15 protein-coding genes are annotated in these 14,867 nt (G+C 53.5%); 4 read left to right on the forward strand and 11 right to left on the reverse strand.

All coding sequences use genetic code 11. From position 1 onward, the window contains the following. Positions 1 to 199 precede the first annotated feature (199 nt). Entirely contained in the window at positions 200 to 4,162 is a 3,963-nt protein-coding gene (gene putA, locus GFB57_RS18935; protein WP_003036031.1) for a trifunctional transcriptional regulator/proline dehydrogenase/L-glutamate gamma-semialdehyde dehydrogenase, read from the forward strand. A 59-nt stretch (positions 4,163 to 4,221) separates the two neighbouring features. Then, positions 4,222 to 4,617: a lysozyme inhibitor LprI family protein gene (locus tag GFB57_RS18940; protein ID WP_003036029.1), complete on the forward strand. Its 396-nt coding sequence runs from the start codon at positions 4,222 to 4,224 to the stop codon at positions 4,615 to 4,617. Here GFB57_RS18940 and rutR read toward each other — a convergent pair. The 3 genes from rutR to GFB57_RS18955 form a co-directional block, all read right to left on the reverse strand. Continuing rightward, positions 4,614 to 5,252 carry an HTH-type transcriptional regulator RutR gene (gene rutR, locus GFB57_RS18945; RefSeq protein ID WP_003036026.1) on the reverse strand — a complete coding sequence of 213 codons (639 nt, stop codon included), beginning with the start codon at positions 5,250 to 5,252 and terminating at the stop codon, positions 4,614 to 4,616. The genes GFB57_RS18940 and rutR overlap by 4 nt on opposite strands. A 58-nt stretch (positions 5,253 to 5,310) precedes the next feature. Then, positions 5,311 to 6,225, reverse strand: coding sequence for a DMT family transporter (locus tag GFB57_RS18950; RefSeq protein WP_003036024.1), 915 nt, complete (start codon positions 6,223 to 6,225; stop codon positions 5,311 to 5,313). Positions 6,226 to 6,386: 161 nt separating this feature from the next. Continuing rightward, on the reverse strand, positions 6,387 to 6,560 hold the full coding sequence (locus GFB57_RS18955) for a general stress protein (RefSeq protein ID WP_003036022.1): 174 nt from the start codon (positions 6,558 to 6,560) through the stop codon (positions 6,387 to 6,389). A 386-nt stretch (positions 6,561 to 6,946) separates the two neighbouring features. Here GFB57_RS18955 and wrbA point away from each other — a divergent pair, with 386 nt between their 5' ends. Both wrbA and GFB57_RS18965 read left to right on the forward strand, forming a co-directional pair. Next, on the forward strand, positions 6,947 to 7,543 hold the full coding sequence (wrbA, locus tag GFB57_RS18960; protein ID WP_003036019.1) for an NAD(P)H:quinone oxidoreductase: 597 nt from the start codon (positions 6,947 to 6,949) through the stop codon (positions 7,541 to 7,543). A gap of 20 nt (positions 7,544 to 7,563) precedes the next feature. Then, positions 7,564 to 7,791, forward strand: a complete 228-nt coding sequence (locus GFB57_RS18965) for a YccJ family protein (protein ID WP_003036015.1) — start codon at positions 7,564 to 7,566, stop codon at positions 7,789 to 7,791. A gap of 38 nt (positions 7,792 to 7,829) precedes the next feature. Here GFB57_RS18965 and agp read toward each other — a convergent pair whose 3' ends face one another. The 8 genes from agp to GFB57_RS19005 form a co-directional block, all read right to left on the reverse strand. Next, complete coding sequence (gene agp / locus GFB57_RS18970) at positions 7,830 to 9,071, reverse strand: bifunctional glucose-1-phosphatase/inositol phosphatase (protein WP_003036012.1); 1,242 nt, start codon at positions 9,069 to 9,071, stop codon at positions 7,830 to 7,832. Positions 9,072 to 9,158: 87 nt separating this feature from the next. Continuing rightward, a complete protein-coding gene (locus tag GFB57_RS18975) occupies positions 9,159 to 9,866 on the reverse strand; it encodes a winged helix-turn-helix domain-containing protein (protein ID WP_008320268.1) in 708 nt (235 codons plus the stop codon). A gap of 69 nt (positions 9,867 to 9,935) precedes the next feature. Then, positions 9,936 to 10,691 (reverse strand): sulfite exporter TauE/SafE family protein, encoded by a 756-nt coding sequence (locus GFB57_RS18980; protein WP_003036008.1) that lies wholly within the window; start codon positions 10,689 to 10,691, stop codon positions 9,936 to 9,938. Between the two features lie 86 nt (positions 10,692 to 10,777). Further along, complete coding sequence (locus tag GFB57_RS18985; RefSeq protein WP_003036005.1) at positions 10,778 to 11,266, reverse strand: hypothetical protein; 489 nt, start codon at positions 11,264 to 11,266, stop codon at positions 10,778 to 10,780. A gap of 24 nt (positions 11,267 to 11,290) precedes the next feature. Next, positions 11,291 to 11,776 carry a TlpA disulfide reductase family protein gene (locus GFB57_RS18990; protein ID WP_003036003.1) on the reverse strand — a complete coding sequence of 162 codons (486 nt, stop codon included), beginning with the start codon at positions 11,774 to 11,776 and terminating at the stop codon, positions 11,291 to 11,293. Further along, positions 11,763 to 12,458, reverse strand: a complete 696-nt coding sequence (locus tag GFB57_RS18995) for an ABC transporter ATP-binding protein (RefSeq protein ID WP_003036000.1) — start codon at positions 12,456 to 12,458, stop codon at positions 11,763 to 11,765. Before GFB57_RS18995 ends, GFB57_RS18990 begins: the two co-directional genes overlap by 14 nt. A 4-nt stretch (positions 12,459 to 12,462) precedes the next feature. Then, positions 12,463 to 13,593 (reverse strand): FtsX-like permease family protein, encoded by a 1,131-nt coding sequence (locus GFB57_RS19000; protein ID WP_003035995.1) that lies wholly within the window; start codon positions 13,591 to 13,593, stop codon positions 12,463 to 12,465. Then, positions 13,583 to 14,866 (reverse strand): ABC transporter permease, encoded by a 1,284-nt coding sequence (locus tag GFB57_RS19005; RefSeq protein WP_003035991.1) that lies wholly within the window; start codon positions 14,864 to 14,866, stop codon positions 13,583 to 13,585. The genes GFB57_RS19000 and GFB57_RS19005 overlap by 11 nt, the downstream gene beginning before the upstream one ends. Position 14,867 lies beyond the last annotated feature (1 nt).

Raw genomic sequence — 14,867 nt, forward strand, 5'->3', positions numbered from 1 at the left:
TAAAAGTGTTAACTACCGCAGAGAAAAAGATTCTTTAATTTTTACAGCCCACATCATAAGACTCATATTTATTAACATCTCATTCATTTCCAAGCTTGCAAACCAAGTCACATTTAACACGGTTGCACAAAGTTGCAACATAGTGGATATTTCTCGGTAACTATCAGACCCGTATTTCAGTACAACAGGAGTAAACGGCATGGGAACCACCACGATGGGGGTTAAGCTGGATGACGCCACTCGCGAGCGTATTAAAACAGCAGCATCACGAATCGATCGCACGCCACATTGGCTGATCAAACAAGCCATCTTTAATTATCTCGAAAGACTGGAAAATGACGACGCGCTTCCTGAACTACCGGCCCTGCTGGCGGGTGCCGCGAATGAGGGTGAGGAGTCAACCACGCCGCAGAATGAAGCGCATCAGCCTTTCCTGGAATTTGCCGAACAGATCCTGCCGCAGTCAGTTTCCCGCGCAGCAATCACCGCCGCGTACCGCCGCGCCGAAACCGACGCAGTGCCGATGCTGATGGAGCAGGCTCGTCTGCCGCAACCCATCGCAGAGCAAGCGCACAAGCTGGCGTACAGCCTGGCCGACAAACTGCGTAACCAGAAGACCGCCAGCGGCCGCGCCGGGATGGTACAAGGTTTATTGCAGGAATTCTCCCTTTCTTCACAGGAAGGCGTCGCGCTGATGTGTCTGGCGGAAGCCTTGCTGCGTATTCCTGATAAGGCAACCCGCGATGCGTTAATCCGCGACAAAATCAGCAACGGCAACTGGCAGTCGCACATTGGACGCAGTCCGTCACTTTTCGTCAACGCGGCGACCTGGGGACTGTTGTTTACCGGTCGTCTGGTTTCTACGCATAATGAAGCCAGCCTTTCACGCTCACTCAACCGTATTATCGGCAAGAGCGGTGAACCACTGGTGCGTAAAGGCGTCGACATGGCAATGCGTTTGATGGGCGAGCAGTTCGTCACCGGAGAGACTATCGCCGAAGCGCTGGCTAACGCGCGTAAACTGGAAGAAAAAGGTTTCCGCTACTCTTATGACATGCTGGGAGAAGCGGCTCTAACCGCCGCTGATGCCCAGGCTTATATGGTTTCGTACCAACAGGCAATCCACGCCATTGGTAAAGCCTCAAATGGTCGCGGCATCTATGAAGGGCCGGGCATTTCTATCAAGCTGTCGGCGTTGCATCCGCGTTATAGCCGCGCGCAGTATGACCGCGTGATGGATGAACTCTATCCGCGTCTGAAGTCGCTTACTCTGCTGGCCCGCCAGTACGACATCGGTATCAATATTGATGCTGAAGAGGCAGACCGACTGGAGATCTCCCTCGATCTGCTGGAAAAACTGTGCTTTGAACCTGAACTGGCGGGCTGGAACGGTATCGGCTTTGTTATTCAAGCCTACCAGAAGCGCTGCCCGTATGTTATCGACTACCTGATTGACCTCGCCACGCGCAGCCGCCGTCGCCTGATGATCCGCCTGGTTAAGGGCGCCTACTGGGATAGCGAAATCAAACGTGCGCAAATGGACGGTCTGGAAGGTTATCCGGTCTATACCCGTAAGGTGTACACCGACGTTTCCTATCTGGCCTGTGCGAAAAAACTGCTTGCGGTACCGAATCTGATCTACCCGCAGTTCGCCACCCACAACGCCCATACGTTGGCGGCGATTTATCAGTTAGCCGGTCAAAACTACTATCCGGGTCAGTACGAGTTCCAGTGCCTGCACGGTATGGGCGAACCGCTATATGAGCAGGTCACCGGTAAAGTTGCCGATGGCAAACTGAACCGTCCATGCCGCATTTATGCACCGGTAGGCACGCATGAAACGCTGCTTGCGTATCTGGTGCGTCGTCTGCTGGAAAACGGCGCCAACACTTCATTCGTCAACCGCATTGCAGACACTACCCTGCCGCTGGATGAACTGGTAGCCTGCCCGGTCGAAGCCGTTGAAAAACTGGCGCAGCAGGAAGGCCAGGCTGGTCTGCCACATCCGAAAATTGCCCTGCCGCGTGACCTGTACGGTAAAGACCGCGAAAACTCAGGCGGACTGGATTTAGCTAACGAACATCGTCTGGCCTCGCTGTCCTCCGCCCTGCTCAACAGCGCGCTGCAAAAATGGCACGCTAAGCCAATACTCGAACATCCGGTTGCTGACGGTGAAATGACGCCAGTCGTCAACCCGGCCGAACCGAAAGACATTGTCGGTTACGTGCGTGAAGCGACTCACAGCGAAGTGGAACAGGCATTGCAGAACGCAGTAAATAACGCGCCGATCTGGTTCGCCACACCGCCACAAGAGCGCGCCGCTATTTTGCATCGCGCCGCCGTTCTAATGGAAGGCCAGATGCAGCAATTGATTGGCATTCTGGTGCGCGAAGCAGGTAAAACCTTCAGTAACGCCATTGCGGAAGTGCGCGAAGCGGTAGATTTCCTGCACTATTATGCCGGTCAGGTCCGCGATGACTTCGATAATGAAACCCATCGTCCGTTAGGGCCGGTAGTCTGTATCAGCCCCTGGAACTTCCCGCTGGCTATTTTCTCAGGGCAGATTGCCGCCGCGCTGGCGGCGGGCAACAGCGTGCTGGCAAAACCCGCGGAACAAACCCCGCTGATTGCCGCCCAGGGTATTGCCATTTTACTCGAAGCAGGTGTACCGCCAGGCGTGGTGCAACTGTTGCCTGGTCAGGGCGAAACGGTCGGGGCGCAGCTCACTTCCGATGAGCGCGTACGCGGCGTCATGTTTACTGGCTCAACGGAAGTTGCCACGCTGTTGCAACGCAATATCGCGACCCGCCTGGATGCTCAGGGACGTCCAATCCCGCTTATCGCCGAAACCGGCGGGATGAACGCCATGATCGTCGACTCCTCCGCGCTGACGGAACAGGTGGTGGTCGACGTCCTGGCTTCTGCCTTTGACAGCGCCGGGCAGCGCTGCTCTGCGCTTCGCGTCCTGTGTCTGCAGGACGATGTAGCCGACCATACGCTGAAAATGCTGCGCGGCGCGATGGCGGAATGCCGCATGGGTAACCCGGGCCGCCTGACCACCGATATTGGACCGGTTATCGATGAAGAAGCCAAAGCCAATATTGAGCGCCATATTCAGGCCATGCGCGCCAAAGGGCGTCCGGTGTTCCAGGCCGTGCGCGAAAATAGCGACGATGCGCGGGAATGGCAAACCGGTACCTTTATCGCCCCGACGCTTATTGAGCTGGAAAGCTTCGATGAATTACAAAAAGAGGTGTTTGGTCCGGTACTGCACGTCGTGCGTTACACCCGTAATAATCTGGGCAGCCTGATTGAGCAAATTAATGCCTCCGGCTACGGCCTGACGCTGGGCGTACACACCCGTATCGATGAAACCATCGCCCAGGTCACGGGCTCAGCACATGTGGGGAACCTGTATGTTAACCGCAATATGGTCGGCGCCGTCGTCGGCGTGCAACCATTCGGTGGCGAAGGCTTGTCAGGAACCGGGCCAAAAGCGGGTGGGCCGCTGTATCTGTACCGCCTGCTGGCAAACCGTCCGGAAAATGCGTTAGGCATTACCCTTGCCCGCCAGGATGCAGACTACCCGGTCGATGCGCAGCTTAAAGCCGCACTGGTTCAACCGCTGGAAGCGCTCAGCGAATGGGCAACCGACCGTCCAGCACTGCGTGCGCTCTGCCAGCAGTTTGGCGAACTGGCGCAGGCCGGAACGCAACGCCTGCTGCCTGGACCCACCGGCGAGCGCAATACCTGGACGCTGTTGCCGCGCGAACGCGTGCTGTGTATCGCCGATGATGAGCAGGATGCACTGGTACAGGTTGCCGCTGTAACTTCCGTTGGTAGCTTAATCCTGTGGCCAGATGATACGTTCCATCGCGACCTGGCAAAACGCCTGCCAGCCACGGTCTCCGGGCGCATTCAGTTTGCCAAAGCGGACAACATCGCCACGCAGCCGTTTGATGCCGTTATTTTCCACGGCGATTCCGATCAGCTTCGCGCACTGTGTGAAGCAGTGGCGGCCCGCGAAGGGGCGATTGTGTCGGTCCAGGGCTTTGCCCGTGGCGAGAGCAATATTCTGCTGGAGAGGCTGTACATTGAACGCTCCCTGAGCGTCAATACCGCCGCAGCCGGGGGGAATGCCAGCCTGATGACAATCGGCTAAGGTTGTGGTTAATTAAGGCTCCGGTAACGGGGCCTTTTTTTATGAAGCCAGAGGGAAGCATGAAACGAATCGTACTGACATGTGCAGCGCTGCTGCTGAGCGGCCAGGTGCTGGCGGATGACTGCGCCAACGCGAACACGCAGATTGAGATGAACACCTGTGCGGCAGAGCAGTATAAGGCGGCCGACGCCAAACTTAATGAAACTTATCAGAATGCGCTGAAGCGCGCCGCTCCAACCCAGCGCGATTTACTGAAAAAAGCGCAAATATCCTGGATAACTTTGCGCGATGCGGACTGTGCATTACTCAGTTCTGGCACCGAAGGCGGTAGCGTTCAGGCGATGATTACCAGCCAGTGCCTGACAGATAAGACCAACGAGCGCGAAGCGTTTCTCGCCTCGCTCTTGCAGTGTGAAGAAGGCGATTTAAGCTGCCCTTTACCACCGGCCAGTTAACGCACGCGGATCCCTTCAATAATCATCCGCTGTACGCTCTCGACCGTTTGGTTAAAAAAGGCTTCATCACGCAGCGTTGCGCCTGTCACCGCCTCTACCTGTGGGGCAAAGTCGGCGTAGTGCTGAGTTGAAGCCCAAATCATAAAAATCAGATGATGCGGATCGACCGGAGCCAGTTTTCCGCTTTTGATCCAACCGGCAATCAGCGCGGATTTCTCATCAATTAGCGTTTTGAGATCCCCCTCCAATTCTGCCATCAATAAAGGCGCTCCGGCCAGCATCTCCATACAAAACAGCCGTGATGCCTGAGGGTAATCGCGCGACACTTCCAGCTTAAGGCGAATGTATTCTTTAATGGCCACCAGCGGCGCAAAGTCTTCGCGAAAAGCTTTTAATGGAGCCAGCCAGATGTCGAGGATCTGCCGTAAAACGGCAATATAAAGCACCTCTTTTGACGGGTAGTAATAAAGTAAATTGGTTTTTGACACGCCCGCCTGCTCTGCCACCTGTTCCAGGCGCGTGCCGTGGATCCCATATTGGGAGAAGATATTTAATGCCGCGGTTAATATGGCCTGGCGTTTTGCACTGACGGCCTGCGAACGCTTACCTGTTTTTTTCTCTGCGCGTTGGACCATGCGCCCTCTCCTTCTTGTAAGGGCGCCAGCATACCAAATCACGCGGTGAATGGTTAAATTAAAGCGATTCCGGAGGCGCCTCTTGCGGCTGCGCTTTTTTCTTTTTGAACTTCAGCTCGCTGACCAGCACGCCAACAATAATGAATGCCGCACCAAGCAATGCAAGTAGCGGTAAGCGTTCACCCGCCAGACGGCCAAAGATTCCCGCCCACACTGGCTCACCGGTATAAATAACCGTCGCGCGCGTCGGCGAAACGCTACGCTGCGCCCAGTTCATGGTGACCTGAATAATCGCGCTGAAAATCCCCAGCCCCAGCGCCACCACCAGCAATCCGGTAGACATTGGCGGTACGGTCTCTCCGGCTGGTCCCATCGCAATAAACGCCACTATTGAAGCAGTTGCCAGTTGCACTACCGTTACCCGCCGTACATCCACTTTTCCCGCCCACGCGCTAATCAGGATAATTTCTGCCGCAATCGCCACCGCACCGGCGAGCGTGATCCACTCACCTTCGCCTAAAGCCAGTAAATTGCCTCCCGGTCCGGCAAGAAAAATCAATCCGATAAAGGCCAGTACAATACCGACGCACGGCATCAGTCCAGGCATGCGCCCCAGACACAGCCATTGTAAAAGCGGTACCAACGGAACGTACATCGCGGTAATAAACGCCGATTTACTGCTGGGAATAAACTGTAGCCCCCAGGTTTGCAGGCTATAGCCCAGCGCAATGGCGATACCGATTGCCACCCCTGCTTTGACTTCCAGCCATGTCAGCTTATGCAGTGTGTGTAACGACAAAATCGCGACCGCCAGCGCGGCAGTGGCAAAACGCACACCGACAAAGAAAAAAGGCCCGCTCAGGGTAACGGCATATTGCACCGCCAGAAACGTGCCACCCCAGAACATGGTGATCACAATGAGGATCGCTTCCTGAGGTTTAACAGAAAAGGAATAACGAGAGAGTAATGACATGAGACACCCGATTAACTGAATGTCATTAGTCTGCGTTGCGTTTTGTTACAGTTCAACCTTGCAGACAAAAAAAACCGCCGGAAGGATCCGGCGGCGGTGGCTACGTAACGTCTGTCTCTGACGCTCAGGCGTCACGACATATCTGACAGATAGCCCGACAATTACGATTTGTTGTTGCCGTGGCTATTTTTGCCCCCTTTTTTGCCTGCCTCTGAAGCGCGTTGCGGGTCATTCTTAAAGTTGCCCCCGCTGTGCTGGCCACCTTTTCGACCTGCTTCTGATGCTCTTTCGCGGTCTTCCGCAAAGTTGCCGGAACCGCCCCGATGGTTTGCCATTACTGACCTCCGTCATTGATTAGACATCATATTGCATAGGTACTGAGGAGTGATACCTCACGCAGCGTTACGGGCGAGGCCCTGAAAATAACTGCGTGGGATTAAGCATAGTGAAGCGTGGACTGGGCAGACGCTAACTGTAATATCCTGCAACAGGATCAGGAGTGCCAAAGAAATAATCACCCTAAGAAATCAATAAGTCTTTCTTATGACTACCGAATTCACCCCAGTTAAATATGTATCATTTTGCTACAAAGCAGGTTGTTGTAAAAATTGTTATAAATCAAAGAAGTGATTGTGAAATTTGCACTCCTGACAGTACGTCATATCTTTAAAGGTAGGTAGCGAGTCGCTACGGACACGGTTAACTCGAGGAGTAGTGTAAAATGGCAAAAGTTCTGGTGCTTTATTATTCCATGTACGGACACATTGAAACTATGGCCCATGCAGTCGCAGAAGGCGCAAATAAGGTAGATGGCGCGGAAGTGATTATTAAGCGCGTACCAGAGACCATGCAGCCTGAGATTTTCCTTAAGGCTGGCGGCAAAACACAAAACGCACCAGTCGCAACCCCGCAAGAACTGGCTGATTACGACGCCATCATTTTTGGTACCCCCACGCGCTTTGGCAATATGTCCGGTCAGATGCGTACCTTCCTCGATCAGACTGGCGGGCTGTGGGCCTCTGGTGCTCTGTACGGCAAACTCGCCAGTGTATTCAGCTCAACGGGAACCGGCGGCGGTCAGGAACAAACCATTACCTCAACCTGGACTACGCTTGCCCACCATGGGATGGTGATTGTGCCTATCGGTTACGCGGCGCAAGAGCTGTTTGATGTCTCTCAAGTTCGCGGCGGTACCCCTTACGGTGCAACCACCATTGCCGGAGGCGACGGCTCCCGCCAGCCAAGTCAGGAAGAATTATCTATCGCCCGCTATCAGGGTGAATATGTCGCAGGTCTGGCAGTAAAACTCAACGGCTAATCTTCAACAGGAGGATTCGAATGCCAACTCAAGAAGCGAAAGCCCATCGCGTCGGCGAATGGGCAAGTCTGCGCAATACATCGCCGGAAATAGCCGAAGCCATTTTTGAAGTCGCACATTATGACGAGAAACTGGCGGAAAAAATTTGGGAAGAAGGTAGCGATGAGGTACTCATCAAAGCCTTTGAAAAAACAGACAAAGATTCGCTCTTTTGGGGTGAACAGACTATCGAACGTAAAAACGTCTAGCGCTCAGACTCCCCCGCGAACACGGGGGAGTTTTTCTTTTATTTAGCCGCCTCATTCAGCACGCTGTCGAACTTATCTATCGGGCAAAAACCATCCGCATCTATCGGACATCCTTTCAGCTCAAGCGTTACGCGCTGCGCTGGGGATTTCAGCGTCAGAACGTCTGCATTACGCAACTGCAGCGAGCTCTGATACACATACTCGATTTTCATCAGATCACGATTTGCGTTGCTGTCATGCCAGCGCTGAAAGACAATCTTCCCGCCAATCGGTGTACGCTCGTTCTGATCGTGAAGCTGGTATGGTTTGAAATCCAGCGCGGTGAGCAGCGAAGCGATGTTTGAGTCATGTCCCACCAGCACGGTTATTTTCGGTGCTTTCGCGCGTTCCGTAACCAGCGCATTATCAATATATTTCACCAGAGGTTTGGCGACGTTCTGCGCCACTTCCGGGGAGGTGAACAGGCTGTCCTGATAGCCATTTTTCAGCTTCGACAGAACCTTCCACTGTTGATCCGATTTAATCTCGCCCCAGGCAACCTTGTCCATCGGGAAGCCTTCGTAATACTGCAGCGTGAAGGCATCGACCAGCGAATTCCCCACCTTCAGCGGCCCCGATACGCCTGGCTCCTGCTGGTATTTCGCGCTGAACGTATCTTTGGCATCGGTCAGGGAACACTGCTGTTTTTCTTTACAGGATGGAGAGTCTTTGTAGTCGGTCATTTGCTCAAGCAACTGATAGCTATCGTTGAGCTGCATTTTACTACGCTCTTTCTCCATAGCCTGAACAGCCTGCTGGCTGAAGGCGGCGGAATCATCGGTGATCACCGGATTAAAGGTGGGATCCATGGTGCCCATTTTTTCCTGATGATGGACCGGAACATCGCAACCAGGGAAAGCGCCGGTGACAAAGAACTGTGCCGTAGCAACAGTGCGCTGCAGGCTGTTAGCATAGGTATAAACCGTATCCGGTGCCGGACATTCGCCCGATTTCACCATCCCCTGCTCTGCCAGCCACTCTCGCATGTAGTGACCCATATAGATTTCCAGCACACCGCCTTTGGTGGTGAGTTGTCCGCCGGGGACATCCCACTCTGGCCATTGCTTGGGGGTGGACTGTTCAAGAACGCTGCCATTATTGGCTAAAGGTGCACGTAAGTTATGCCGACTCATCATCAATACTTGTTGAAGCTGATACCCTTCCGGCGCGGTCTGCGCCTGCGCGGCGGTTGACAATAATACAGCCCCTGCCACGGCTGCGGCGATTAACGATTTATTCATCCCTACGACCTCTTGTTGTTATCAATCACAACAGAGTGTGACAGAAATATGACATATTTCCGGGAACGCTTTCGCAAAACAGACCATCTAGCGTGTCGTTTTAACACCAAACTCGGTTTCGAGTTTACGAATGCCAAGAGGTGTGAAGATGACGTGGCGGCTGCCCTGTTCGGTTTTTATCCATCGCTGTTCACTGAACCAGCGCAGCAGCGTTGCGCCAAGCACACCACCAGGATGATAACATCGCTCGCTCCAGTCCAGACAACCGCAGGTTAACTTCCGCCGGGATGAACCCGCCGCCAGGACAATCCCCATCTGGGCCAGCTTTTCCTGGCCAGGAGGAGTCAGCGTTTCACCATCCGGCGTTAACCACTGACGGGAAACCAACGTATCAAACAACCTCACCGCGACCTCTCCGGCGAGATGGTCGTAGCAGGTGCGGGCATGCCGCAAACCTGGCGGCGTTGTGATTCTCCGGGGCGTTGATGTCGCCCACGCAACGCCCATCAGGCGTTCCAGCAGTTCAGCGATATCGGAACCTGCAAGGCGAAAATAACGATGTCTGCCCTGCGCAAGCGCCACAACAAAGCGTTGTTCGCACAGACGCGCCAGATGCGCGCTGGCGGTCGACGCGGATATATCCGCCACCGCGCTGAGCTCAGTTGCAGTCCAGGCGCGGCCATCCATCAGGGCGCACAGCATACGCGAGCGCGATTTATCGGCCATCACTGCCGCAGAGAGTGCCATTTTCGACTCCAGATCGCCCTCTTCTTCATGTAACATCACGGATGCCATAACGACCTCATTGCCCCTGAATCTCTGAATTAACGATGCCATGAAAGTCGCGCAAAGTCACCGAACCGGTCACACAGCACGCAGCATCATCTCTGTACCCAACCCGACCAGACAAAACAGAAAACAGCGTTTAAACACGAGCGGAGAAATAACCCTTCGCACACGGGTTCCTATCCACTGGCCAATAAGTGCAGGAACAATGGCCAAAGCCGACAAGCTTAGGGATTGTACGGGCAGCGCGTTGTGCCACCACAGACCCAGCGCCAATGCCAGGGTCGAAAAGGTAAAAGAGATCCCGAGCGCCTGTACCAGTTCATCTTTCTCAAAGCCCAGGGACTGGATCCAGGGTACGGCGGGCATCACAAACACCCCGGTTCCGCCGGTCAATAAGCCGGTCACAAATCCAATGACGAGGGAATACGATTTTTCACGCTGCGGAGCCACCGTGATTTTCTTTCCTGCCAGCGTCCAGATAGTGTAGGCCACCAGCGCCACGCCGAGCGCAAACTGAGTTCGGGTGGTGTCACCCCCGGTAATCCAGGCGCTGGCAAGCAGAGTCGCCACTACCACTGTCAGCAGCATTGGCCACAGTCGTTTGAGCAATTGACGCGTATTTCCGCCTGCGCCAAACTGAAACAGATTACTGATCAGCGAAGGCAACAGCAGCATGGCCGCCGCCGCAACCGGTGAAATAAGCGATCCGAGGATCCCCATTGCCACGGTAGGTAACCCCATACCCGTAACGCCTTTCACCATCCCGGCGAGGACAAATGTGGCGGCAATCATCATCACCAGGGAGGATTCAAATGCGTATACATTGGCCATTCTTTATTTTCCCACAAAAAAAGATAAGCCAGATTAAACGCAACTATGAATACTTGCTTCGTCGGTTGACGAAATATGCCATTCAATCATTCGCAGATAATCACTTCGCTGCGGATATTGCGTGCACAATATAAGGTTCCATCTGTCAAATACAATTGATGAAAGCGCGTGTTATCTGGGATGTTGTGTAAAAGGGAACGCTCAGTATCAATGAACTCTCGTTGTATCCGATAATGAACCGCATCATCAGTTTCAAAGGAAACGTATTCCCGTTTGGTATATGGTTTACTTTTTAATTTCACATACACAATGTATTGCACCGTACTGAATGTCAGTCCAGTTTTTGCAGCAATCTCTTTCAGATTTAGTGGTTCAGAAGACGTATAGAGTGTTTGTACCTGTTCAATACGTTTTTGATTGTAGGCGGATACCCGCAGGCTGAGTTTCAGTCGATACGCCATATTGCGCACAACCGTAATATTAGTGTGAAGCATCCCCGCAATCTGCTCCGTCGTGAGAACGCCTGCGTTTTCACGCAGGACGGCCAGACTCTCTTTATTCCACCTGAATGCCATATAGTGTTTCTCTTTGTATCGCGTTCATCGGGCGGCCAGTCGCGCAAACGTTGCATCTAACTCAGGCGGTTTCCGCATCCCCTGGTGTAATTCCAGTACACGACCATCCCTGTCAATTAACACAGAGGTTGGCGTGCCGATGACCTGATAGCGTTCCTGGGAAATCTTAAGCTGATCGCGGAGTACCGGGTAAGAAACCTGATGTTTCGCCAGTAAGTCATCTATGTTAACCGTTGCCGGATCGGTATTCACAGCCACGACCACAACGTTATCGCCCCACTTTTTACTTAGCGCTTCCAGCGCGTCCATTTCGGCAAGACAGCCACCGCATCCCGCCGACCAAAAGTTTAGATAAATAGCCTTTCCACGCCAGCGCTCAAGCCCAGCCTTCCCCCCCTGCAGGTCGAATGTTGCCAGCGCCGGGGCTTGCTGCCCAACCACCAACTTCTCTTCTTTACATCCACTAATCAGAACCAAAATGGCGAAAGTTAATACGTTAATCCAGCGCATGTTGATTAGCCTCCTCACCGTGATATTTGCCATGCTGCAAACGGATAATACGATCGGCAAATACCCCCAGCGCCGGATTATGCGTCACCATCACAATCGTGCGCCCCTGCCGATGCAGGTCAGTGAGTAGATCCAACACCCGCTGTTCATTCTCTTCATCGAGGTTACCCGTAGGTTCATCGGCAAAAATCACCGGCGGCTCATTGACCAGCGCCCGGGCAATGCACACCCGTTGCTGCTCTCCCCCAGAAAGTTGACTCGGCAGGTGCGTTACTCGATGCCCAAGACCGACTTGTTCCAGAACCTTCCTGGCCGCCGCTTCATCTACCACGCTATGGTAGTGTTGCGCCAGCATGATATTCTCCAGCGCGGTTAAAAACGGGATCAGATGAAACTGCTGGAATACCAACCCTATTTTCTCAGCGCGAAAACGGCGACGCCCCTCTTCATCCAGTGCGGCAGCATCAATCCCATCTAAAAACACCTGACCTTCTGTCGCGGTGTCCAGGCAGGTCAGAATATTCATCAGTGTCGTTTTACCCGAACCAGAAGCGCCCATAATCGCGACAAACTCCCCCTGCACTATTTGCAGGTTGATGTCATCTAAGGCGGTAACATCGCCGAACCGTTTATATAAATGGCGCGTTTCAATCGCCATTGATGGGGTCTGCACAACGGACATGGCGTTACTCTCCTTTCAACACTTTTGCGGGTTCGATGCTAACCGCGCGACGGACCGGAACAATCGCCGCCAGAATGGCGACCAGTAAAGATAATGTCAGGGTGATGGGCAGCACTGGCCAGCGTAGCGATATTGCGGCATTGAATACAGTCAGTCCCAGTAGTTGGGCCAACATGTACCCTAAGATCCACCCACAAACCACTGCAGCCAGCGCGATAATGCAGGTTTCAAGGAGAATTTGCCGGACAATATCACCGTTGCTGGCCCCCAACGCTTTTTGCAGCGCAAATTCCCTTGCCCGCTCACCCACAATGGCCATCAACGTGGTATTCACACACAAAGATGACAGCGCAAGGATCACAACCGATACCAGCCCCATTAACCCTTTTATTTTATCCAGTACCTGTCCTTCTGATGCGGAGACTTTCCGTATTGGACGGATCTCCAGATCCGGGTATTGAGCCTGCAATCGGCTGGCATAGTTTTCCACCTGACCGACATCGTTACTGACACTCAGCAGCCCATGGCTGATTTTATCGGGCTGATGCAACCACGCCTGCGCCACTTCAAGACTCACAATTAGCATGTTATCTGTCGCATCACCGGCTTCAACAATGCCTTTTATCTGTAAGTTTTTGCGCTGATTGTGATCCACCAGGATGATGTTATCGCCCGGTTGGACGTTAAGACGCTCAGCCAATTTGATGCCAATCATCGCATTGCGATCGTCAAAGCTGACACCAATCCAATTCCCCTGAACCTGCCAGTACGGCACCAGCTTTTGCAAGGATTCAAACCACACGCCGACAATCACCACCTTCTCCAGCTCGGTACGCGCCATACCGTAAAGCCAAGGACTGGCTCCGTAAACCAGGCCTTGCGGTGCCTGATCTAAAATAGTCTGCAACGCTTGCTGCGGCATGCCGGAGCCATGGCCTGGCCCGATGTAGAAATTTGCGCCAAAGGTCCGCAATTCTTCACTCATTTTGGTATTGATGTCGAACCACACCGCAGATAGCGCGGTCACAATGGTCGCCCCGACCATCAATGCGGCAAATACTACGCTAACTCGCTGAAAACGCAGACGCAGTGCCCGCCATACCAGCAACCAGAGCATCGTACGTTTAGCGGCCATACAGCACCTCCACAGGATACAGGCGGGCAATACGGTGGGCCGGGAACCAAGTGCCAATCAGGGCAATCAGGACCGCAATAACCAATACACATGGCACCACAATCCAGGCAAAATTCAATGGCGCATCAAATAGCATCAGGCCAATCGCTTTCGCCATTCCCCATCCAGCAACACATCCCAATGCCCCTCCGGCCAGTCCACTGGACGCGGCTTCAAGATAGAACAACAGCATGATTTGCCACTGATGCGCGCCAAGCGCCTTCATCAGGCCGATCTCTTTAGCGCGTTCCATAATGGTGCTGGTCATAAGTGACGCAATTCCCATAGCCGAAGCTGCCAGTGCTGCGACGGTCACTACGGCCATCAGCAACTGAATTTTATCGATTACAACCCCCTCAGATGCAGCAACCTGCCACACAGGGCGAACTTCTGCACCGGAAATAGCCTCCTCCAGTTGATGAGCAATGGACGAGACATAGGCAGTGCAGTACCAAAGGTCGTACTCTTCAGCATTCAGTGCATCGAGATTTTCACGCGCCCGACGCGACAATTCATTTTCCGGCACCGTCAGCGCTGAGACACGAATGGCCTGTACTTTGCCGGGTAAATCCAGCAACGTTTGCGCCGTGCTCAACGGCATAACCAGTTGGTTATCCTCGTCCCCGCCGCTGGAGAGAATGCCGCTGACGGCCACATTCAACGTTGTACTGCTGGTACGGATCAGCAGTTTATCGCCTGGCTTCCAGCCCGTTTGTCGTGCCAACGCATGCCCTACCAGTGTTTGAGGAGCATCACCAGCAGGCTCTTGCGGCCAGTGGCCTGTCACTTGCCAGAACGGGCTTACCGTTTTTTGCCCCGTCTCAAACCCTTCTTCATCTGGAATATCTACCGGTTGGCTGAAGAAGGTGCCGAGAATACGTACTTCTTTGCCGTTAACGTCGACATCACCGCCAAGCATAGGGGCAAAGCCGACAATGTTGTTGCGCCAGAAGATATCCTTAATGTTGGGGAGTTCCGCTTCATCAAGGAAATCCTGTCCTGATAGTGGATTACTGTTTTCACTGAAAAGTGCAGGAAGCGCCGCCTGTCCGGCAGGTTCAATCAAAATATTGGCACCATAGGACTTCAATTCTCTGGACATTTTATCGCCAATATCAATCGACACCGCCAGCAGGGCGGAGATAAGGCTGGACGCAAGAAAGACGGTCATAATAGCCAGCCCCTTGCGTCGGAGATTACGCCCCCAGGATTGTCGTAACATTCTCCACAGCATT

This window comes from Citrobacter sp. S39, from assembly GCF_009495675.1.
GTDB classification, from domain to species: domain Bacteria; phylum Pseudomonadota; class Gammaproteobacteria; order Enterobacterales; family Enterobacteriaceae; genus Citrobacter; species Citrobacter freundii.